General features: G+C 37.1%; 1 protein-coding gene. It reads right to left on the bottom strand.

The window, feature by feature from the left end; all coding sequences use genetic code 11:
- Positions 1-415, bottom strand: a 415-nt coding sequence (locus IAE51_RS12375; RefSeq protein ID WP_305067134.1) for a hypothetical protein, incomplete at both ends; no start/stop codon positions are given.

Here is a 415-nt window from a genome sequence, read left to right as displayed (position 1 = left end):
AGATTGAATCGCTTAGAGAATGACTATCTGAAAGTGAATCACTTAATGAATCACTGTCTGAGATTGAGTCGCTCAAAGAATCACTCTCTGATAATGAATCACTCAGAGAATCGCTGTCTGAGATTGAATCGCTTAGAGAATGACTATCTGAAAGTGAATCACTTAGAGAATTGCTGTCTGATAATGAATCACTTAAGGAATCACTATCGGAGAGTGAATCACTTAATGAATTGTTGTCTGAAAGCGAGTCACTTAGTGAACCACTGTCTGAGATTGAATCGCTTAGAGAATTGCTGTCTGAAAGCGAGTCACTTAGAGAATGACTATCTGAAAGTAAATCACTTAATGAATTGCTGTCTGAAAGTGAATCGCTTAGAGAATGACTATCTGAAAGTGAATCACTTAGAGAATTGCT

This window comes from Lactococcus sp. S64 (assembly GCF_016516525.1).
Lineage (GTDB): Bacteria > Bacillota > Bacilli > Lactobacillales > Streptococcaceae > Lactococcus > Lactococcus lactis.
The sequence above is the reverse complement of the archived record's forward strand: the minus strand, read 5'-3'. Positions and strand labels throughout refer to the sequence as shown.